This window comes from Arthrobacter sp. NPDC058097, from assembly GCF_042884885.1.
Classification (GTDB): Bacteria; Actinomycetota; Actinomycetes; order Actinomycetales; family Micrococcaceae; genus Arthrobacter.
Map to the genome: position 1 here is coordinate 286,330 of NZ_JBHVSZ010000008.1, position 20,565 is coordinate 306,894.

At 67.5% G+C, this 20,565-nt stretch carries 19 protein-coding genes; 8 read left to right on the forward strand and 11 right to left on the reverse strand.

Features of this window, described 5'->3' with window-relative positions; genetic code table 11:
• Nucleotides 1-4 precede the first annotated feature (4 nt).
• The 5 genes from ACFVTE_RS15805 to ACFVTE_RS15825 all read left to right on the forward strand — a co-directional run bounded on the left by ACFVTE_RS15805 (nt 5) and on the right by ACFVTE_RS15825 (nt 6,899).
• Nucleotides 5-2,494, forward strand: coding sequence for a helicase-associated domain-containing protein (locus tag ACFVTE_RS15805; RefSeq protein WP_387101864.1), 2,490 nt, complete (start codon nt 5-7; stop codon nt 2,492-2,494).
• A 13-nt stretch (nt 2,495-2,507) separates the two neighbouring features.
• Nucleotides 2,508-4,151, forward strand: a complete 1,644-nt coding sequence (locus ACFVTE_RS15810; protein ID WP_387101866.1) for a DNA repair helicase XPB — start codon at nt 2,508-2,510, stop codon at nt 4,149-4,151.
• A gap of 61 nt (nt 4,152-4,212) precedes the next feature.
• Nucleotides 4,213-4,926, forward strand: coding sequence for a response regulator transcription factor (locus ACFVTE_RS15815; RefSeq protein ID WP_387101868.1), 714 nt, complete (start codon nt 4,213-4,215; stop codon nt 4,924-4,926).
• A 74-nt stretch (nt 4,927-5,000) separates the two neighbouring features.
• The gene (locus ACFVTE_RS15820; RefSeq protein WP_387101915.1) at nt 5,001-6,485 is read left to right on the forward strand and encodes an ATP-binding protein; all 1,485 of its coding nucleotides are present in this window, start codon (nt 5,001-5,003) and stop codon (nt 6,483-6,485) included.
• 126 nt (nt 6,486-6,611) lie between these two features.
• On the forward strand, nt 6,612-6,899 hold the full coding sequence (locus ACFVTE_RS15825) for a WXG100 family type VII secretion target (RefSeq protein ID WP_387101870.1): 288 nt from the start codon (nt 6,612-6,614) through the stop codon (nt 6,897-6,899).
• A 118-nt stretch (nt 6,900-7,017) separates the two neighbouring features.
• On the opposite strand, the gene ACFVTE_RS15830 is transcribed toward ACFVTE_RS15825, so the two are convergent.
• The 6 genes from ACFVTE_RS15830 to ACFVTE_RS15855 form a co-directional block, all read right to left on the reverse strand.
• Complete coding sequence (locus ACFVTE_RS15830) at nt 7,018-8,130, reverse strand: RNase H family protein (RefSeq protein WP_387101871.1); 1,113 nt, start codon at nt 8,128-8,130, stop codon at nt 7,018-7,020.
• 104 nt (nt 8,131-8,234) lie between these two features.
• Nucleotides 8,235-9,863 carry a chaperonin GroEL gene (gene groL, locus ACFVTE_RS15835; protein ID WP_387101872.1) on the reverse strand — a complete coding sequence of 543 codons (1,629 nt, stop codon included), beginning with the start codon at nt 9,861-9,863 and terminating at the stop codon, nt 8,235-8,237.
• 288 nt (nt 9,864-10,151) lie between these two features.
• The gene (locus ACFVTE_RS15840; RefSeq protein WP_387101874.1) at nt 10,152-11,426 is read right to left on the reverse strand and encodes an ABC transporter substrate-binding protein; all 1,275 of its coding nucleotides are present in this window, start codon (nt 11,424-11,426) and stop codon (nt 10,152-10,154) included.
• Entirely contained in the window at nt 11,426-11,629 is a 204-nt protein-coding gene (locus ACFVTE_RS15845) for a cold-shock protein (protein ID WP_146033096.1), read from the reverse strand. Before ACFVTE_RS15845 ends, ACFVTE_RS15840 begins: the two co-directional genes overlap by 1 nt.
• Before the next feature lie 158 nt (nt 11,630-11,787).
• Nucleotides 11,788-12,426, reverse strand: a complete 639-nt coding sequence (locus tag ACFVTE_RS15850; protein WP_387101877.1) for a LytR C-terminal domain-containing protein — start codon at nt 12,424-12,426, stop codon at nt 11,788-11,790.
• 49 nt (nt 12,427-12,475) lie between these two features.
• Nucleotides 12,476-12,862 carry a DUF3263 domain-containing protein gene (locus ACFVTE_RS15855; protein WP_387101879.1) on the reverse strand — a complete coding sequence of 129 codons (387 nt, stop codon included), beginning with the start codon at nt 12,860-12,862 and terminating at the stop codon, nt 12,476-12,478.
• 139 nt (nt 12,863-13,001) lie between these two features.
• Here ACFVTE_RS15855 and ACFVTE_RS15860 point away from each other — a divergent pair, with 139 nt between their 5' ends.
• A complete protein-coding gene (locus ACFVTE_RS15860; protein ID WP_387101881.1) occupies nt 13,002-13,811 on the forward strand; it encodes a uracil-DNA glycosylase in 810 nt (269 codons plus the stop codon).
• Between the two features lie 10 nt (nt 13,812-13,821).
• On the forward strand, nt 13,822-14,661 hold the full coding sequence (locus ACFVTE_RS15865) for a siderophore-interacting protein (protein WP_387101883.1): 840 nt from the start codon (nt 13,822-13,824) through the stop codon (nt 14,659-14,661).
• A 21-nt stretch (nt 14,662-14,682) separates the two neighbouring features.
• Here the strand turns inward: ACFVTE_RS15865 and ACFVTE_RS15870 are convergent, their stop codons facing one another.
• The 3 genes from ACFVTE_RS15870 to ACFVTE_RS15880 form a co-directional block, all read right to left on the reverse strand.
• Nucleotides 14,683-16,179, reverse strand: a complete 1,497-nt coding sequence (locus ACFVTE_RS15870; RefSeq protein WP_387101885.1) for a threonine/serine exporter ThrE family protein — start codon at nt 16,177-16,179, stop codon at nt 14,683-14,685.
• Nucleotides 16,180-16,235: 56 nt separating this feature from the next.
• Nucleotides 16,236-17,309, reverse strand: coding sequence for a lipid II:glycine glycyltransferase FemX (locus tag ACFVTE_RS15875; RefSeq protein WP_387101887.1), 1,074 nt, complete (start codon nt 17,307-17,309; stop codon nt 16,236-16,238).
• Nucleotides 17,310-17,417: 108 nt separating this feature from the next.
• The gene (locus ACFVTE_RS15880) at nt 17,418-18,239 is read right to left on the reverse strand and encodes a DNA/RNA non-specific endonuclease (RefSeq protein WP_387101888.1); all 822 of its coding nucleotides are present in this window, start codon (nt 18,237-18,239) and stop codon (nt 17,418-17,420) included.
• 97 nt (nt 18,240-18,336) lie between these two features.
• Between ACFVTE_RS15880 and ACFVTE_RS15885 the strand changes: the two genes are divergently transcribed.
• A complete protein-coding gene (locus ACFVTE_RS15885) occupies nt 18,337-18,930 on the forward strand; it encodes a TspO/MBR family protein (RefSeq protein ID WP_387101890.1) in 594 nt (197 codons plus the stop codon).
• Nucleotides 18,931-18,988: 58 nt separating this feature from the next.
• On the opposite strand, the gene ACFVTE_RS15890 is transcribed toward ACFVTE_RS15885, so the two are convergent.
• Together ACFVTE_RS15890 and ACFVTE_RS15895 are read right to left on the reverse strand one after the other, a co-directional pair.
• Complete coding sequence (locus ACFVTE_RS15890) at nt 18,989-20,401, reverse strand: L-serine ammonia-lyase (protein ID WP_387101892.1); 1,413 nt, start codon at nt 20,399-20,401, stop codon at nt 18,989-18,991.
• Nucleotides 20,382-20,565 (reverse strand): hypothetical protein (locus ACFVTE_RS15895; protein ID WP_387101894.1); only part of this gene is annotated, 184 nt, incomplete at its 5' end. The genes ACFVTE_RS15890 and ACFVTE_RS15895, both read right to left, overlap by 20 nt.

The following is a 20,565-nucleotide window of genomic DNA, read 5'->3' on the forward strand; positions in this document are numbered from 1 at the left end:
ACTGATGTCCCTCATTCGAGCGCTCAGCAAGGACCTGGAGGCACGCAGCGACGAGTCACTGCGGGCCCTGTTTGCTGCGCGGCCGGACCTGATCTCCCCCGGCGTTCCCGATTTTCCCGCCCTGGCTGCCCGCGCGAGCGCCCGGGTGAGCGTGCAGCGGGCGCTGGAGCGCCTGAACCGTCCCCAGATGCAGGTCCTGGAGACACTGCACCTGTGCACCAACACGGACACTGGACACAGCGCCTCGGCCGCGGTGCTGAAGAAGGCCATCGCAGGGTCCACGGTGGCGGCCGTCGAGCAGCTCCTGCAGTCGTTGCATGACCTGGCCCTCGTGCAGCGGGCGGAGCCGCCGCATGGAGCAGGACCCGGCGCCCAGCGGCAGCGCTTCTACCTCCCGGTGAGCAGCCTGAAGGACGTCGTCGGCATCTACCCGGCCGGGCTGGGGCGCAGCTACACCGAGCTCGTCAGGCTGCAGCCGGCCTTCGCCCAGCGCGTTGTCCAGCTTGTCGCGGAGCTGCACCGCAGCGGCGCCGCGGTCCAGGCGGCCACCACTCCGATGGAGGCAGCGCTGGCGCTGCAGCACTGGACTTCCTCCCCCGCCGGACTCCAGGCGCTCCTCGCCAGCGCACCGGAACGGACGGCGGCGCTGCTGGCGAGGTTCAGCAACTGGGCCATGGGTGCCGTACCCCAGGCCCAGCGGAAGGCTTCCGTCACCACGGAAGGCCACGACGTCGGGCCCGTCGACTGGCTGCTGGCCCGGGGCCTGCTGGTGCCGCTGGATGCCGCCCACGTGGAACTGCCGCACAGCGTGGGCATCTCCCTGCGCGGCGGCGCCATCATCGACAACTTCTCCGTCACTCCCCCGGCCCCGACGCTCGGTGTCACCACCGCCGCGCTGCGCCGCAACGCCGCACTGGGGGCCATCGCCGAGACCCTGCGGCTCACCGGCGAGCTGCTGCATGCGGTTCGGGATCAGCCCTTGGCCACGCTGCGGAGCGGCGGGGTGGGCATCCGAGAAATGCGGAGGCTCGCCGAGTCGCTCCGCGTGGACCACCACACCACCGCGGTACTGCTTGAGCTCTGCGCGCTGTCCGGCCTGATCCGGCTGGACGTGGACAGCTCATGCTGGGTGCAGCCGCCCCAGCTGGAATGGCTCGGGCTCCCGCGGCAGGAACAGTGGCTGTGGCTCGTCAACGCCTGGCTGGCCAGCGAGCGCGCCCCGTCACTCGTGGGTCAGCCCATCAACGGCCAGCAGGCCGGGCCCGCCAACCACCGGGCCGCCCCGGCGGCCACCGTCAATGCCCTCTCCGCCGAGGCACAGCGGTCCGACGCGCCCGTCATCCGTAAGAGAATCCTGGAGATCCTGCGGGAGCTGACGCTCGAGGCGGAGATGCCGGACGGTGCGGCGCCGGTGCTCAACGCGGAGGCAGTGCTGCAGCGGGCCGAGTGGTCACAGCCCCGCATGGCGCGGCGGTTCAGTTCCCTGATCGGCGGCGTCCTTGCCGAGGCGGAGCTGCTGGGGCTGATCGGATCCGGCGCGCTCAGCCAGCTGGGTGCCGCCATCGCCGCCGACGCGCCCGACGACGCCATGGACCTCCTCGGCGAACACCTCCCTGCGGCCCTCAACCACGTGCTCCTGCAGGCCGACCTGACGGCCGTTGCGCCGGGATATCTGGCCCCCGACCTGGCAGAGCAGCTCCAGCGGATGGCCGACGCCGAAGGGCAGGGCCCGGCCACGACGTACCGGTTCTCCGTGGAGTCCATCCGGCGCGCCCTGGATTCGGGCCAGGATGCTGCCGCCATCCTCGATTTCCTCCGCCAGCACTCCGCCACCGCAGTGCCGCAGCCGCTGCAGTACCTTGTGGAAGACACCGCCGCCAGGCACGGCAAGCTGCGGGTCGGGGCGGCGGCCAGCTTCGTCCAGAGTGACGACGAAGCCGCGCTCAGCGAGCTCTGCCGGGAGGCTGCGGCTTCGTCCCTGGGCCTGGTCCGGATCGCCCCCACCGTCCTGGTCTCCATGGCTTCGCCCCGGCAGACGGCGCTCGTGCTGCGCGGGCTGGGACTGTCACCCGCCGTCGAAGAGGCGGGATCCGCCGTCGTACGCCTTAACCGCACCCCGCCTGTTCCGGGCAACGGCCGCCCCGTCTACAGCGCCCCGCGTACCGCACTTCCCGACGCCGACGTCACCGCCCAGCTCGCCGTCCTCCGCAACCATGCGGACCACGCCAGCCCCAACGGCTCCCGGCCCGCCGCCGCCGGCGGCGAGGAGGCCACCCAGCTGGGACTGGAGACCCTGCACAAGGCCATCCGGCTGAGGCAAAAGGTGGTGATGAACGTCGTGGACAGCCTGGGGAATGCGAAACTGGAAACGGTTGTTCCGGTATCGGTGGCGGGCGGACGTGTCCGCGTCTTCGACCCCGCGAAGGATACCGAACGGGTGCTTTCCATCCATCGGATCATCGACATCGAGGCAGCAGAGGAAATGCAGCAGTGAAGGTTCTACCTGCGTGAGCGACGGCCCCCTGATTGTCCAGAGCGACAAAACCATCCTCCTGGAAGTGGACCACGAACAGGCGACCGAGGCCCGGCACGCCATCGCGGCCTTCGCCGAGCTGGAGCGCGCGCCGGAGCACATGCACAGCTATAGGCTCACGCCCCTGGGGCTCTGGAACGCCCGGGCCGCGGGGCTCGACGCCGAGAAGGTGCTGGACACGCTGCTCACCTACTCCCGGTTCCCCGTGCCGCACTCCCTGCTGATCGACATCGAAGAAACCATGTCCCGGTATGGCCGGCTCCGGCTGGAGAAGGATCCCCAGCACGGACTGGTGATGCGAACCAGCGACTATCCGGTGCTGGAGGAGGTCAGCAGGGCCAAGAAGATCCAGCCGCTGCTGGGCCCGCGGATCGACGCCGAGACGGTGGTGGTCCATTCCTCCCAGCGGGGCCAGCTGAAGCAACTGCTGCTGAAGATCGGCTGGCCGGCAGAGGACCTGGCCGGCTACGTCGACGGCACACCGCACCCCATCATGCTCAATGAATCGGGCTGGACGCTGCGCCCGTACCAGCGGCTGGCCACGGAGAACTTTTGGGCCGGCGGCAGCGGCGTCGTCGTGCTTCCCTGCGGCGCCGGTAAGACGCTCGTTGGCGCTGCCGCGATGGCCACGAGCTCCACCACAACGCTGATCCTCGTCACCAACACGGTTTCGGCGCGGCAGTGGAAGGACGAGCTGCTCCGACGGACCTCGCTGACAGAGGATGAGATCGGCGAATATTCGGGCGCCGTCAAGGAAGTCCGCCCGGTGACGATCGCCACCTACCAGGTGCTCACCACCAAACGCGGCGGCCTGTACCCTCACCTTGAGCTCGTGGACGGCCACGACTGGGGCCTGATCATCTACGACGAGGTCCACCTGCTGCCCGCGCCGATCTTCCGGATGACGGCGGACCTGCAGGCGCGGCGGCGGCTCGGCCTCACGGCAACCCTGGTGCGGGAAGACGGCCGGGAAGGCGAGGTCTTCAGCCTCATCGGCCCCAAGCGCTACGACGCGCCGTGGAAGGACATCGAGGCCCAGGGCTACATCGCCCCCGCGGATTGCGTGGAGGTCCGCGTTGACCTGCCGAAGGATGAGCGCGTGGCGTATGCCATGGCCGAGGACGCGGACAAGTACCGGCTGTGTGCCACGTCCGAGACGAAGACGCTCGTGGCCGAACAGTTGGTGGAGCACCACCGGGGCGAGCAGGTCCTGGTGATCGGGCAGTACATCGACCAGCTCGACGAGCTCGGCGAGCGGCTGGACGCACCGGTCATCAAGGGCGAAACCCCGGTCAGGGCCCGGCAGAAGCTCTTTGACGCCTTCCGCGCCGGGCAGATCCAGACGCTTGTGGTGTCCAAGGTGGCCAACTTTTCCATCGACCTTCCCGAGGCCTCCGTGGCCATCCAGGTCTCCGGTTCCTTCGGTTCGCGCCAGGAGGAGGCCCAGCGCCTCGGCCGGCTGCTGCGGCCCAAGCAGGACGGGCGGGCGGCACGCTTCTACTCCCTCGTTGCCCGGGACACCCTGGACCAGGATTTCGCGGCGAAGCGCCAACGCTTCCTGGCCGAGCAGGGCTACGCCTACCGCATCATGGACGCCAAGGACGTCGAATCCTGCTGACCCAAGCAACACACAACATTCATCCAGAAAACTCCCAGATTCTGGGAGCATCATGGGAAATATGAAAAAGAACAGCGCCGAAGCGAAGCTCCTCGTGGTTGATGACGAACCGAACATCCGCGAGCTGCTTTCCACGTCCTTGCGCTTCGCCGGCTTTGAAGTGGTGTCTGCGGGCAACGGACGGGAGGCGCTGGCCGCCGTTGAGGCGCATGCCCCCGACCTCGCGGTGCTGGACGTCATGCTTCCGGACATGGACGGCTTCACCGTCACCCGACGGCTGCGCGCGGCCGGCAAGCATTTCCCGGTCCTCTTCCTGACCGCCAAGGATGACACCGAGGACAAGGTCACCGGGCTGACGGTGGGCGGCGACGATTACGTCACCAAACCCTTCAGCCTCGACGAGGTGGTGGCCCGCATCCGCGCTGTGCTCCGCAGGACCCAGCCGCTGCTGGAGGATGACGAGGCCGTCATCCGGGTGGATGACCTGGAGCTCGACGACGACGCCCACGAGGTGCGCCGCGGCGGCAAGGTGATCGAGCTGTCCCCCACCGAATTCAAGCTGCTCCGGTACCTGATGCTCAACCCGAACCGGGTCCTGTCCAAGGCACAGATCCTGGACCACGTCTGGGAATACGACTTCAACGGTGACGCCTCCATCGTCGAGTCCTACATTTCCTACCTGCGGCGCAAAGTGGACATCGATCCCGAGGCCCCGGCCCTCATCCAGACCAAGCGCGGCGTCGGCTACGTGCTGCGGACAGCAGAAAAGCGCTGATCTTGCTGGAGCGATGGAAGTCCGCGCTGGAGCGCTGGAAGTCCGCCACCCTCCGGTCCCAGCTGGTGGCCATCATGATGGCCCTCCTGCTGGTGGCCCTGGCCGTGACCGGGGCTGGTGCGCTGACGCTGCTGCGCGGATACCTCGAGGGCCAGGTGGACGACAAGCTGCGGGCCGCCGTCACCGCCGCCCAGTCGCAGCGCTCCATCTCCCCCATTGCCAACCCGGCGGTGCCCACGGATTATGCCGTGACGCTCTACTATCCGGGAACCCAGCGGGACCCCATCGACGACAAGCTGGCCCGCCCCGACATTGCGTCGATCTCCGTTGACGAGGCCCGGGAACGTGATTTCGTCCCCTACCAGGTGCGTGGCACCGACGGAAAAAACTGGCGGGTGGTGGCTGTTCCCGTCGTCGTGGGCAGCGAACAGCAGCGTGCGGTGGTGGTCATCGGACTGCCGCTGTCCCCGGTGGAGGAGGTCCTGCGCCACATCAGCCTGGTTGGGGTGGGTGTCGGGGTGCTAACGCTCATCCTCGCCTTCTTCATCGCCAACTGGACCGTGACCAGATCCTTCCGCCCGCTGGCCAGGGTGGAGAAAACGGCCGCCGCCATCGCCGCCGGCGACCTGTCACGCCGCGTCGATGTGGAGAACCCTTCCACGGAGGTTGGCCGCCTCGGCAGGTCCCTGAACGCCATGCTCTCCCACATCGAGGCCGCCTTCGCAGCCCGGATGGCGTCCGAGGACCGGATGCGCCGCTTTGCCGCGGACGCGTCCCACGAACTGCGCACCCCGCTGGTGACGATCCGGGGCTACTCGGAGCTGTACCGTCACGGCGCCCTGCAGTCCCCGGAGGATGTGGCCAACGCCATGGGCCGGATCGAGAGCGAGGCCAAGCGGATGGGCTCCATGGTGGAGGACCTGCTGCTGCTGGCACGCCTCGACGAGCAGCGGCCGCTGCAGCGCAAGCCCATCGACCTGCAGCTGCTCGCCCACGACGCCGTGGTGGACACCCAGGCCAGCGAGCGGAACCGCACCATCACCCTCACCGGCCTGCACAACGGCAGCGCCGAACCGGCGCCGGTGCTCGGCGACGAGGCAAAGCTGCGCCAGGTCATCGGCAACCTGGTGGGCAACGCACTGCGCTACACGCCCGCCGGGACACCCATCGAGCTCGCCGTGGGCGTCCGGCGGGCCGACGACGGTTCCGCCATGTCTGTCCTCGAAGTCCGGGACCACGGCCCCGGAATCGCCGAGGCTGAGGCGCCCAAGGTCTTCGAGCGCTTCTACCGGGCCGACACCTCGCGCACGCGGGAGACGGGCGGCAGCGGGCTGGGACTGGCGATCGTGGCCGCCATCGTCGGCTCGCACGGCGGCTCCGTCCGGGTGGACGGTACCGACGGCGGCGGCGCAACACTCGTGGTCAGCCTCCCCCTCCGCCAGGACTCGCCGGAGGCGGACGGCCCGAACGCAGACACCGCTGAGGTGGATGGCATTGGGACGTTCTCGGACACCGTTGCCGGGGACCGTGCTGCGGGCGGCAGGGGCTTATCCACATAGGGAATCCCGCCGTGGCGGCGGGTGCCGGCAGGTTCGTAGGCTCGACGTAGCGGGCCGGAACGTCCGGTCCGCCAGCCACAGCGACTGTCCTGCCGGGCAGTCCCTCAAGTTGTCGAGAGGCCCGCCATGAGCATCATTTCCGTCGATACCGAGCTACTGCAGGTGAAGTCAGCCAACGTCAAGGCGACCGTTGACCGGATCAGCGCCGACGTCCAGGCGATGAAACACGGCCTGGACGAACTGCAGGCAACGTGGCGCGGTTCGGCTGCCACCAACTTCCAGGCGCTCGTGGCCGAGTGGACGCTGACGCAGGGCAAAGTCGAGGCCTCGCTCGCCTCCATCAACCTGGCCCTGTCGTCGGCTGCTGACGCCTATGTCCAGGCGGAGCAGGGCAACGCCCAGCGCTTCAGCTGACACGGCCTTGCAGCTGACACGGCCTTTCAGGTGGCACCCCGCGGTCCAGACGGCGGGCGGTCCAGCTGACGCCCGGCTCACCGGCTGGAAGGGCGCCGCAGCTGGCGCCGGCGGCGGCTCAGGCTTCGGGCGTGCCCTGGTGGAACCGCAGGCGCCACTGGTCGCCGTCCAGGACCCACAGGGAGCTGCGCAGGGCTGAGCCGGCGCGGGAGTAGCTGCGGTAGGTCAGCAGGACCGTGTCGGTGCCGATCCGGTCAGCGCTGAGCACGTCCAGGTCGACGTGAGCGCCCGGGCTTTCCTCGAGGGACATCATCATGGCGTCACGGGTCCATAGCCGGCCGGCGGTGCCGATCTCCGTGAAGTCAGGGTGCAGGAGCTGCCCTGTGCGCCCGATGTCGCTGCGGACGTCCGGGCGGAGCAGTTCACGTTCCAGGGCCTCGACGATCTCTTCGGGCGTGGCACCGGCCGGAAGTTCCGCAAACGCCTCGTCACCAAGTTCGCCGGCGCCCAGTTCGCTGAACAGGTCAGGTTCGTTGAAGAGGTCAGGTTCGTCTCCGAAGAGAGCCGGGCTTCCTGACGCGAAGCGGTCCTGGTTGGCTGCTTCGCTGCGCGCCGGGGTCCCGGCTGCGCTGCGTCCCGGTGTTACAGGTTCAACCGGTGTTACAAGTTCAACCGGTGCTTCAGGCGCTTCGGGTTCGAACAGCGACGGGATGCCGCCCTCGCCGCGGCCCTCCTTGACGGGCCGCCGGGCTGCAGCCGGTTCCGCGTTGGGGAACCCCGGTCCTGAGCGGGCGGCAACGCCCTGCTGGTAGGCGGTTGCCACGGCCCTGGCGCGCTCGTCGGCGGCCTCGTTCAGCTCGTGCCCGGCGTGGCCCTTGACCCACTCAAACCGGTACTTCCGGCCGGCGAGCTCCCGGTCAATGTCCTTGAGGATGTCCACATTCAGCACGGGTTTGCCGTCCGCCTTGCGCCACCCCTTGCGTTTCCAGCCGGGCATCCATTTCGTCACCGAGTTGATCACGTACTGGCTGTCGCAGAGGATGTGCAGGTCCTCGTCGGGGAGGTGTGCGGTGGAGCGGAAGAGGTCCAGCACGGCCATCAGCTCACCCTGGTTGTTGGTGCCGTGCGGCCAGCCGCCGGCCCGCCAGCAGTCGTCGTTCACGTACCAGGCCCACCCTGCGGGGCCCGGGTTTCCCAATGCCGAACCGTCGGCAGCTGCAGTAATCGTCACCGAACCATCCTGCCAGACTGCAAGGACAAAATGCGCTGACGCAAAAATGCGGCCCCCTCCGTGGAGGGGGCCGCATTCATTAGCCAGCTGGGACCAGCGGGAGGCTAGAAGCCGCCCATGCCGCCCATGTCGTCGCCGCCGCCGACGGCCGGAGCGTTCTTCTCCGGCTTGTCAGCCACAACGGCCTCGGTGGTGAGGAACAGGCCGGCAATGGAAGCCGCGTTCTGCAGGGCAGAGCGGGTTACCTTGACGGGGTCGTTCACGCCGGCAGCCAGCAGGTCGACGTATTCGCCGGTTGCAGCGTTCAGGCCGTGGCCTGCGGGCAGGCCGCGGACCTTGTCCACCACGACGCCGGGCTCGAGGCCGGCGTTGAAGGCGATCTGCTTCAGCGGGGCGTCGATGGCAACGCGGACGATGTTCGCACCGGTTGCTTCGTCGCCTTCGAGCTGCAGGTTGGCGAATGCCTTGGCGCCGGCCTGGATCAGGGCCACGCCGCCACCGGCGACGATGCCTTCTTCAACGGCAGCCTTGGCGTTGCGGACAGCGTCCTCAATGCGGTGCTTGCGCTCCTTGAGCTCAACCTCCGTGGCGGCACCGGCCTTGATGACTGCAACGCCGCCGGCCAGCTTGGCCAGGCGCTCCTGCAGCTTCTCGCGGTCGTAGTCGGAGTCGGAGTTCTCGATCTCGGCGCGGATCTGGGCAACGCGGCCGGCGATCTGGTCGGCGTCGCCTGCACCTTCGACGATGGTGGTCTCGTCCTTGGTCACGACAACCTTGCGTGCCTTGCCCAGGAGGTCGAGGCCGGCGGTCTCGAGCTTGAGGCCGACTTCCTCGGCGATGACCTGGCCGCCGGTGAGGATGGCGATGTCGGCCAGCTGCGCCTTGCGGCGGTCACCGAAGCCCGGAGCCTTGACGGCGACGGACTTGAAGGTGCCGCGGATCTTGTTGACGATCAGGGTGGCCAGGGCCTCGCCCTCGATGTCTTCGGCGATGATCAGCAGCGGCTTGTTGGACTGCATGACCTTCTCGAGGACAGCAACCAGTTCCTTGACGTTGGAGATCTTGGAGTTGACGATCAGGATGTACGGGTCTTCGAGGACCGTTTCCTGGCGCTCGGTGTCGGTGACGAAGTAAGCCGAGATGTAGCCCTTGTCGAAGCGCATGCCTTCGGTGAGCTCCAGCTCGAGGCCGAAGGTGTTGGACTCCTCGACCGTGATGACGCCTTCCTTGCCCACCTTGTCCAGGGCTTCGGCGATCAGGGCGCCGATTTCGTCGTCACCGGCGGAGATGGAAGCCGTGGCTGCGATCTGTTCCTTGGTTTCGATTTCCTTGGCGGAGTCGAGCAGTTCAGCGGTTACGGCTTCAACAGCCTTCTCGATGCCGCGCTTGAGGGACAGCGGGTCAGCGCCGGCCGCAACGTTGCGCAGGCCTTCCTTGACCAGTGCCTGCGCCAGGACGGTGGCAGTCGTGGTGCCGTCGCCAGCGACGTCATCCGTCTTCTTGGCAACTTCCTTGACCAGCTCGGCGCCGATCTTCTCGTAGGGATCGTCCAGCTCGATCTCCTTGGCGATGGAGACACCATCGTTGGTGATCGTGGGGGCGCCCCACTTCTTTTCGAGGACGACGTTGCGGCCACGGGGGCCGAGGGTCACCTTGACGGCGTCGGCGAGGGTGTTAAGGCCCCGCTCAAGACCGCGGCGTGCCTCTTCATCAAATGCAATGATCTTGGCCATAACGGCAGTAGTCCTTTCGGGACAGTCGTTAAGAAGGAACCTTGCTGCGGTGCCCGCGACGGACGATCGTTTCCGCGGGCCTCTGTACGCCCAACAGTCCGGATCTCACCCCAACCAGGTGTTTCTTTCGCTCCTTGCGCCGTTGCCGGGGCTGTGCCGGCCTGAACCGGACGACCCTTAGCAGTCGGCACACTGGAGTGCTAATCAATAATTAGCACTCCCCCGGGGAGAGTGCAAGCAGATGAGCCTGTTTATCCCCGAACGGGCGGAGTTATTCGCTGCCAGCGATCACCCGGCCGGCCTGCCTGCTGCCTCGGCGCCCGTGAGCTTGGCCTTATTGTCAGCTCCGTACGTGAACACCATGAACTTCGCGGCAGTAACGTCCCCGTTTACATCAAAGCGAATGGGGCCCGACTCTCCGTCGTAATCGATGGCCTTCCCGTCGCGGATGGCGGCAAGGCAGTCCTTGTACGTCGAGCAGACCGTCCGCTGGGCTGGCGGCGAGGCAGACGCCTGTCCGCCGGAAGCGCCGCCGGAGACGGAGATAAGCGTGCCCGCGATGGAGGAACCGGCGTCGTCCTCGGCGGCAGCGGCGGCCACGGCCGCGAGGTTCACGGCATCATAGGTCTCAGCCGCGAACGTTGTGTCCTTGAGTTTCGCATCGATGGCCACGAGTTCAGCCTGGAAGTGAGCAGACGGGAAGACGCCGGGCACCAGGGCGCGCGTACCCTCCAGCGACTTCGATCCGAGGGCGGAGCCGTACTGCCTGAAGGCACCGTCGGCCAGGATCAGCTTGTTGCCCGGTACCCCGGCGTTTGTGAGTTCGGCGACGGCGCCCTGCGCTCCGTCCCGGGCAATAAGGACAACGGCGTCCGGCGCCGCGTCGCGGACGGCAGCCGCAGACTTCTGTGCCTCGCCCGCCTTGAAGCCGGAAACGGTCACGGGGTCCAGCCCAGTGGCTTTGGCGGAAGCGGAAACTGCGGCAGACACGTCCTGGCCGTAGCTGCCGTCCTCATAGACCACGGCGAGGCTCTTGGCTCCGGCGTCCTTGGCCAGTTTCACCAAAACGGGAGCCTGCGCGATGTCCGCCGCCGCCGTGCGGAAGTAGTAGCCGCCGCTCTTGTAGCCGGTGAGTTCCGGGGCCGTATTCGCGGGAGAGATGAGAGTGATCCGGGCCTTGGACAGCACGTCGATGGCGGCCGGGGCGCGGCTGGAATCGGTGGGGCCGATCACGACGTCCGCCTTGGCGTCGGCAAGCGCCCGGGCCTGCGCGGCGGTGTCGGCGCCGGTGGATGCCGGCAGCAGCTCCACGGGCCTGCCCTTGTGCCCGCCCGCGGCGTTAATCTCCTGGACGGCGAGCTTGGCGGCTGCCAGCTCGGCGGCGTTCAGGAAAGCCTGGGGTCCGGCGTTGTCCAGGATCAGCCCGATCCGCAGGGTCCCGTCGCCGCTGGCTTCAACCGGAGCCGTCCGGGCGTTGTCCCCGGATCCGGAGCAGGCGCCCAGCGTCATCACGACGGCGGCGCCCCAGACGGCAGAACCCCAGAGACCTGCGCTGCGTGCCACTAGACGGGCCGGACCTTTTCTGCCTGCGGACCCTTTTCGCCTTCGCCCACCTCCAGCTCCACGCGCTGGCCCTCGTCCAGCGCCCGGAACCCGTCGGTCTGGATGGCCGACCAGTGCACAAAGACGTCGTCGCCCGAATCGTCAACGGTGATGAAGCCGTAGCCCTTTTCCGCGTTGAACCACTTCACGGTTCCCAATGCCATGATCCCCACACTTTCAGGTTGCTTCCGTAAGGCCCACGTCGGTGTGTGCCGTGAATTACGCCTCGCAGCCTGCCTTCACTCTATCCAGTCAGGCCCTGAGCGGCGCAGGCCAGCGGGCCGGGGCGGAGGCAAAAGTTATTCAGGCGTAACCGGAATGGCTACTGGTAGCCGGGGCCCAGCACCACCGCAACCGGCGTGGGGAAGTCCGCGCTCTCCACCAGCGTGGGGATGTTCAGCAGTGCGCTGAGCGCCTCGGCGTTGGCCCGGTGGGCAGCATCCGAGTAGAAGATCACGGACTGCTGCTGGGGGGCGCCCTGCCAGTTGGCCACTTCACCGAGCACCCAGCCGTCGGACTGGACCGTGGCACCCACGCGTCCGGCCAGTCCGGAGGTCAGCGTGCCGTTGAAGATGGCTACCGGCTGCGACTTGTCCACCGCTGCCCGGGCAACGGTTTCCGAGGTGGCGGGTTCCAGCGCGGAGGGCGAAGCCGATTCGGAAGCGGACGCCGGGGCCGACTCGCTGGCGCTGGGTGTTGCACTAGCCGAGGACGCCGCCGTGGGGCTGGCCGACGCCGTGGACGTGGCGGCCGCTGCGGCGGGCGGCGGCGCGATGGCGGGCTGGAAGCCCAGCTGCGGCAGGAGGAAGAAAGCAACCAGTCCGACGGCGAGCGCCCCGATTCCCACGGAAAGGATCGGCCACAACTTCGGACGCGACGGCGCGGAGACAGCGCGGTGAACGCCCTGCCGGGAGGAGACCTCAGGCACCCTGTCGAATTCGTCCCGAGCAAAATTAGTCATGGTAAACAGGAGTCCTTGTTGGTTTTCGCCGGCAGTGCGGCGCTAGCAGTTACGCGTCAGATCCGAGGCGGCGTGCGGTGCGGGCCCGCTGACGTGACGTACGTAGTCTACGCAATCTCTTCACCAGCATGGGGTCGTGGGCCAGCGCGTGCTCTGTATCGATCAGGGCGTTCAGGATCTGGTAGTAGTGCGTCGCGGACAGGTCGAAGAGCTCGCGGATGGCCTGTTCCTTGGCGCCGGCGTACTTCCACCACTGCCGCTCCAGGGCAAGAATCTGCTGTTCCCGCTCGCTCAGCGGCGAGTCCCGGAGCTTGAAGTCATCCAGCAGCGAGCCGCTCCGCAGCCCCTGCTCCAGCGCTGAATCCTGCCCTGAATCCAGCGCTGAATCCAGCGCTGAATCCTGCCCAGTGAGATGGTCCTGCAACGGCTCGGCCACTGCGCTCTCCTTAGCTGAATCCGGTCAAAGTACCTCCCCTATGTTACGGAGGAATAACAGCGTTGTCATTTGCGGCGCGGAGCTCCAACCGGCCGTTTTGCTGAGACCGGCACCCGGCTCCGGGCAGGGGTGCGGGAGAATGGACACCGTGACGGAACCTGAAGCGCTCTTCGACCTCGAACCTGCGACGGCGGCCGGCCCGGACTTCGCGGAACTGGCCGCGCTGCCCCTCGGTGAGCTGATGGCGCCTGACTGGGCCGAGGCCCTGGCCGGGGTGGAGCCGGACCTACGGTCCGTACTGTCTTTCCTCGCCGGCGAAGAGGCGGCCGGGCGGCGGGTGCTGCCGTCGGCGTCGAACGTCCTCCGGGCTTTCCGGCAGCCGCTGAACGGGGTACGGGTCCTGATTGTGGGCCAGGATCCCTATCCCACCCCCGGACATGCCGTGGGGCTCGCCTTTTCCGTGGACGCCGGCACGCGTCCCATCCCGCGGAGCCTGGCCAACATCTACAAGGAGCTTGAATCCGACCTGGGCCTGCCGCCGCGGATCCACGGCGACCTCGGCGCCTGGGCGGACCAGGGTGTCCTGCTCCTCAACCGGGTGCTGAGCGTGGGTGAAGGCGCTGCCGGGTCCCACCGCGGCAAGGGCTGGGAACCAATCACGACGGCGGCAGTTGCCGCCGTCGTCGGCCGCCGGACAGCAGCGGGAACCGCAGCGCCCCTCGTAGCCGTACTCTGGGGAAAGGACGCAGAAACCGTCCGCCCCTTGCTGGGCAGCACCCCCGTGGTGGCCAGCGCCCACCCCAGCCCGCTGTCCGCCGCACGGGGGTTCTTCGGCTCCCGGCCGTTCAGCCACGCCAACGCCCTGCTGGCAGAGCAGGGCGCAGGGCCCGTGGACTGGGAGCTTCCGGCGGTCCCGGCTCCTCAGCTCGCGCCAAGGAGCTTAGGCTAGGCTTACCCGCATGACCTCGCTTCCGGCCGACACCACCGCCACCAAGAAATCCCGCCCGCAGGTCACCCTGACTGTACTTCGGCGGGAACGGCTTTCCGCGCACATGGTGCGGATTGTCGCCGGCGGCCCGGGGTTCGCTGATTACGTCAACAACGACTTCGTGGACCGTTACGTCAAGATCGTCTTTCCGCAGCCCGGGGTGGACTACCCCCAGCCCCTGGACCTGTGGGCCGTCAGGGAAACGATGCCCCGGGAGCAGTGGCCCCACACCCGCACCTACACGGTCCGCTGGGTGGACACAGCCGCCGGCGAACTTGCCATTGACTTCGTCGTCCACGGCGACGAAGGCCTGGCCGGGCCCTGGGCTGCCGCGGCCGAACCGGGCGACAGCCTCATCTTCACGGGCCCCGGCGGCGGGTACAACCCGGATCCGGACGCCGACTGGTACCTGCTGGCCGGGGACGAGGCCGCCTTGCCGGCAGTGGCAGCCGTCATCGAGTCCCTGCCCGCGCACGCCCGCGGCCTGGCCTTCCTCGAAGTGGCTACGGACGCGGACGTCCAGGAGATTGCTGCCCCGGCCGGACTCGAACTGGTCTGGCTGCAGCGCGGCGCTATTCCTGCCGGTGAGAGCAGCCAGCTGGTGGACGCGGTGCGCAACGCCGACTGGCCCGATGGCCGTGTGAACGTCTTTGCGCACGGCGAGCGTGGCTACATGAAGGGCCTGCGGGACGTGCTGTTCCGCGAACGCGGCCTGGACCGCAGTCAGGTTTCGCTGTCCGGCTACTGGGCCAGGGGCCGCGTCGAGGATGTGTTCCAGGCCGAGAAGAAGCTGCCGATAGGCAAGATCTAACCCGGAAAGATCTAGCCGGTCCTAGCGGCGGCGGGACCGCCGCCGCTCGTTGCTGGCAAGGCTGCGGGTGAGCGGCCGGGCCAGCGTGTCACCCAGCACAATGCCGCCGGCCACGCCAAACACGATCGCGCCGGCGCTGAGCATCCCGCCGGCCCCGAGCAGGATCTCCGATTCCTCGATGGTCAGGACGTACATCGACCGGAAAATCGTGAGGCCGGGCAGGAGAATCAGGCCGGCGGGCACGGCGACCACCAGCTGCGGGGCGCCCATCTTCAGCGCCACCACACGGGCCAGCAGGCCGATCACCACCGCTGCGAGCGCCGGCGAGAACCGCGGGCCAATGCCAACAGCCTCGCCGCCGATCAGGGCCAGGTGCCCCACCACACCGACGGCCGCCGTCGGAAGCAGCAGCTTCCAGTCGGTTTGTTCCGTAATGCCGATCGCCACGACGGCGATGGCCACCAGGATCACCTGCACCCACAGCGGGTAGGCGGGCGGGAAGGTTTCCGTGACATCGATCGGCTCCATGCCGATCCTGTCCCCCACCACAAACGCGACGGCGATCCCGGCAACGACGGCCCCGAACGTCAGCAGGGTGGACAGGAACCTGCCGGCCGCCGTCACGGGAAAGCCGTTGATGGCGTCCTGGACCGAGGACACGAGCCGCCCGGTGGGTAGCAGCAGCAGGATTCCGCCCACCACCACGATGGCGGGGGCCAGCCGGATCCCCACGGGACCGCCGAACCGCCACAGCAGCAGCGCTATCACCGTCACCACAAACGAACAGGCCGCCGTGATGAAGAAGTCGGGCGTCCGCCAGCGGCCCAGCTTCCGGGCCACCACGCTGATGAGCAGATTGGAGGCGAACGCGACAGCCGAGGCGCCGGGACCGCCGCCGATGACGGCCACGAACACGGCCGAGAACACCGCGAACGCCACCGTCACCATCCAGCGCGGGAACGGTTTGGGGCGCCGGACGATCTCGTCGAGCCGGCGGACGGCCTCGTCCCGGCCGACGCCGCCGGCCACGATATCGGTGACCAGCTGGTGGACCTGGGCAAGCCCCGCGTAGTTGTTCGTCCAGGACCGGACCACCCGCAGGAGGGTGATGGGCGTCTGGTCCTTGGCTGCGTAGTTGATGCCCACGGACTGGTTGGTGATGTCCACCTCGATGTTTTTCAGCCCCAGCGCCGCCGTCACGGCAATGATGCTGGTTTCGACCTCGAGGGCGCCGGCACCGTACCGGAACATCGACTCGGCGAGATGGAGCGCAAAGTCCATCGTCTTGCGTGCGGACTCATCAATCCCGCCCACCTGGATCATGGGGTTGGCGTAGGGGCTGCCGGCCAGCCTGTCCACGATGCTCAGTGGCGCCGTCGGCGGATTTTCCCCCTGCACCAGGCGGCGCAGCATGCGCTTGGCCGCCGCGTTCTGGTGCAGCTGCGAGGCGGTCAGCGGCTCCGTCTTGGGCAGCCCGTCCGTGGGCGGCCGGTTGGAGCCACGGGGTTGTTTGGTCATCAGGCTCCCCCTTCTGTCAGTGCCTTAGGAGTTCGGTGCCTTACCAGTTCGGTGCCTCAGTAAAACTGCTGCCCGGTGCGGCGGGTGTAGAGCTGCCGGGCGATGCGTTCGCCGGCGGCAATCCATGCCTTGTACTTCAGGGGGCTGATGACCTGGTCATAACAGCCGACGAAGTCCGTGACGGTCTTGCTGAAGCTGGTCTTGAAGAGTCCCAGCCCGTGGAAGGGATTCGACGTGTCCTTGAGTTTGTCGCTGGGCGGCGTTCCGCAGAAGTCGTATTCCGTGCAGCCCAACTCCTTGAGCTGGTTGATCGCGGTCCACTGCACCAGGTGCGAATCACCGTACTGGCTGCGTTTCTGCAGGGAACCGCCGTCCTTGTAGGTGCCCTTGCGGCCGTAGTTGATGACAAACGCACCCACCGAGGGAACGCCGTTTTCGTACACGAACATGAGCCGGCCCTGGCCGCGCTTGATGAAGTTCGTCCAGAACTGGCGGTAGTAGTCGTATTCGCGCACCCGGACCTGCGACTTCGCCTGGACGGTGTCTGTCATCAGGGCGTACATGGCCTTGAAATTTTCATCGCTGGGGTCGACGTTGTGCACCTCGACGCCCTCGCGGATGGCCCGGCGGACGGCGTTCCGTCCCCGTGAGTGGAGGTTGCGCAGCAGCTGGTTCTCCTCGGGGGAAATATCCAGCAGTGCTGTGGAGTCGTTGGGCTGCAGGTTGTGCGTCTTGACCAGCCCGGCCCCCTCAATGACTTCGCGCGCGGCATCACTAAGGATGATGTCCGGCTCGATCTTGATGGCGAAGACGCCCAGCCGTGCGCGCTTGACGAACTCGGCGTTCGCCGCGGCAATGCCGGGGATGTCCTCGACCCCGGCAACATCCGGCCCCTTGATGAGGTACCAGAGCTTGCCCAGCAGCGGGAAGCTCTTTTCCAGCACCAGGTTGTAGCTCGTGTAGTCGGCTGTTTCGTACACGAGATGCAGGGTCTTCCAGCCGAAGTGCTGCTTGACCTCGGCGAAGGCCTCCGACTGCAGCAGGTTTCCGCCGTTCGGATTCGCGGTGACGTGGGAGTCCCAGTTGGCAACCTCTTCGGAGGTGGCAAAGCGGGCAGTGAATTCTCGCAAGTGTGCCGTATCCAATCTTCGCTTACGTTTCGTGCAGGTGCCGGAGAAGCAGCCTCAAGTCTATCCGTCCGGCCTCCCGCGCCGCTTGCCGCGGGGACGTGATCCTGGTCAGAGCCGCACCTGCCGAAGCTCGGTGAGCGACAGGACGGCGCCTCCCGGCGTGCCCTCCGGAACGCCGGCGGTGAAGCGGTCGGCCTCGGCCAGGCGCGTCAGCGCGATCCGGGTCAGCTCAGCAATGTGCGGGATGGGGACCTGGAAGGTGCGGTAAGGCCCCAGCGGCGGTGGCTCGTCTGCCAGCAGGCGTTCCCTCATGATCCTCGCCAGCTCCTCCGGGCCCAGGAGCGGGGACTGGTCCAGCAGGAAGCCCGCCGCGGCCAGCCGGCCATCCATGGTCCAGGCCGCGATCTTCCAGAATTTCCGCGGTATCTGGATGCCCCGGTAGGGCAGGTCACCGGCGTCGAGGACGGGTCCGGTAAAGACGCTGATCCTGGCGTCGAACTGGCTGGCGTGGCGGAGAACGTGGTCTTCCAGGCCGGCCCAGAGTTCCTTGCCCTGGTTGAAGGCAGCTGCCTGCGGCGCCGCATTCGGGTATGAGAAGGTGTCCTGGTTTGCGGCCAGCGCGGTGCTGTCATCGCCCCAGACCGGGTCCAGGCGGCGGACAAGATGGCCCCGGTCGAGGTCGTTGTGCTGGTATACGTCCGGGCCGGTCTGGAGCCCCTGCGGCACCCGGGGGTCGAAGTGCCAGGTTCCCTCGCGCCCCAGCGGCACCAGCGCTTGTCCGTTGATGTTGACGCCCGTCACGGCTGCGAGCCTGCGCGCCGGCAACAGCCGCACCGAGAAGTGCGTGTAGCCGAGGAGGACCGTGGGCGCGTCCGGGCCCGGCAGGTCAACGGCCTCGCGCAGGAAGCCGGCATCGTAGCCTTCGCCCATGGTTCCCATGGTGGCACGCCGGCCTGACAATCGGCTCCGGCGCGTGAGGTTACTTGGCCGCCTTGACTCCGGCCGCGCCCTTGGCAACTGTAGAGCAATGGAAAGCACGGACGGCGTACGGGACGCGGGAGCCGGAAGCGACGCCGGCGCCGGCGGTGACGTCGGCGGAACCAGTGGTGACGGCGTGCGGCCCAGGCCGCGGCGCACCGCCGTCGAACTGGCCGCCCTCCTGGCATTCCTGGCCGCCAGCGCCCTGGTGGCCTGGCTGGGATCGCAGGCAACCATCAGCAACGTCACGGGCTGGTACGCGGCGGCGAACAAGGCGCCGTGGTCCCCGCCCAACTGGGTGTTCGGGCCGGTCTGGACCGTACTGTACGCGGCCATGGCTGTGGCGGCCTGGCTCGTTTGGCGAAGCCACAGCCCGAACCGCAGGGCTGCGCTCACCCTCTACGGCATACAGCTTGCCTTGAACCTCGCGTGGACGCCCGTCTTTTTCGGGCTGTATCCGGTGTGGGGTCCGGCCGCGCTCTGGCTGGCGCTGGGCATCATCGTGGCGCTGGCTCTGGCGGTGGCCGGCACCGTGCTGCTGTTCGGTCCAATCCGCCGGGCGGCCGGGCTGCTGATGCTGCCGTACCTGTCGTGGGTTATCTTCGCGTCGAGCCTGAACGTGTGGGCGGCCGCCAACAACTAGGTCCGGTCCGGTGGTTGAGCCTGTCGAAACCCGGTTCCGGGCAGGCTCAACCCGCGGGTCAGCACTCGACGACGTTGACCGCCAGTCCGCCCATGGCCGTTTCCTTGTATTTGGAGCTCATGTCCTTGCCCGTCTCCCGCATGGTCACGATGACCTCGTCCAGCGAGACCCGGTGCGAGCCGTCGCCCCACAGCGCCATCTTGGCCGCGTTGATGGCCTTGGCCGCCGCGATGGCGTTCCGCTCGATGCACGGCACCTGCACCAGGCCTCCGATCGGGTCGCAGGTCAGGCCCAGGTTGTGCTCCATCGCGATCTCCGCGGCGTTCTCCACCTGCGCAGGGGTGCCGCCCATGACCTCGGCCAGCCCGGCAGCCGCCATCGACGACGCCGAACCCACCTCCCCCTGGCAGCCCACCTCGGCACCGGAAATGGACGCCTGTTCCTTGTAAAGCACCCCGACGGCACCCGCGGTCAGCAGGAACTTGACCACGACGTCGTCGCGGTCTTCCTGGGTCGCCTGATCCATCCCGGGCGCAAAGTGCAGCGCGTAATAGAGGACAGCCGGGATGATCCCTGCTGCGCCGTTCGTCGGGGCGGTGACCACCCGCCCGCCGGAGGCGTTCTCCTCGTTGACCGCCAGCGCGACCAGGTTGACCCACTCCTGCCAGTACTTCGGGTCCCGGTAGTTCCCTCCGTGGTCACGGCCTTCCTTGAGCAGGCGCTCGTGCCAGTCAGGAGCACGACGGCGGACCTTCAGTCCGCCGGGCAGCAGCCCCTCACGCTTCAGGCTGGTCTGCACACACGCTTCCATCACCGAGTAGATGTGCAGCAGGCCTTCCCTGATGTCCTCTTCGGACCGGGAGGCGCGCTCGTTGACCAGCATAATGTCGGCGATGGACAGGCCCTTGGACTGGCAGCGGCCCAGCAGCTCGGCGGCGGTGCGGAACGGCAGCGGCAATTCCTTCTTGGACTCGTCCAGTTCCTGCTGCGCCGCGTCCTCCTCGCCCTCCCGGACGATGAATCCGCCACCGACCGAGAAGAACGTTGCCTCATGGAGTACGTTTCCCCCGGCGTCGGACACGGCGAACTTCATTCCGTTGGTGTGGCGCGGCAGGACGGTGAGCGGGTGCAGGATCATGTCCTTCACGCCGTACGGCAGGGCAACCGACCCGGACAACTGCAGCGTCCCGGTCTCGGCGATCGAGGCCAGCCGCTCCTCGACCTCATCGGGCAGGATCAGCTCCGGGTGGTACCCCTCCAGGCCCAGCAGGACCGCCGTCATGGTGCCGTGCCCGTGCCCGGTGGCCGCAAGCGAACCGTACAAGTCCACGCGCAGCGACGCCACGCCCTCCAGCTTCCCGGCGGACTTCAATTCCTCAGCAAAAACCGCGGCAGCCCGCATGGGGCCAACGGTGTGAGAACTCGAGGGCCCGATCCCAATCGAAAAGAGATCAAAGACTCCAACGGCCATAATCAATCCTAACTAGACATGTGGTCAGGCGCGGGTGGAGTTTTTGTCCAGATAATGGCTCCAAAAGGGCGGCAAAGTCATATGGTCGTAGCAACGCTCTGATAGATGGAGCGTTCAGATGCCAAAGTTGTTTCCCGTCAGTGCCCGTGGTGATTTCCTCGATT